The organism is uncultured Microbulbifer sp., from assembly GCF_947489355.1.
Classification (GTDB): Bacteria; Pseudomonadota; Gammaproteobacteria; order Pseudomonadales; family Cellvibrionaceae; genus Microbulbifer.
On the sequence record NZ_CANLDD010000245.1, the window covers coordinates 1 to 227 of the forward strand.

Annotated in this window: 1 protein-coding gene; it reads right to left on the reverse strand. The window is 58.1% G+C overall.

Annotated features, from left to right (window positions below):
• Window positions 1-227: hypothetical protein (locus Q1A48_RS21625; protein ID WP_299948958.1), on the reverse strand; the 227-nt coding region annotated here is incomplete at both ends.

The window sequence follows — 227 nt, forward strand, 5'->3', positions numbered from 1 at the left end:
TGCTGTAATCGCACGGGGTCTATGTTGAGTGTGCTGGCCAGGCTGTTAAACGCTCCGTGAGTGCTGGCGCCTGGTTGCGCTGTGGAAAGGCTCTTGATGATCTGGCTGCGCTGGGCTTCCAGGGCGCGCAATTGGGCGGTGGTATCAATGGCGCGCTGGCGGTAGCCGTTGACGGCGTCTGTGGCGATCAGACCATTCAGGCTGTTGATCTGCTCTTTAATACTGTT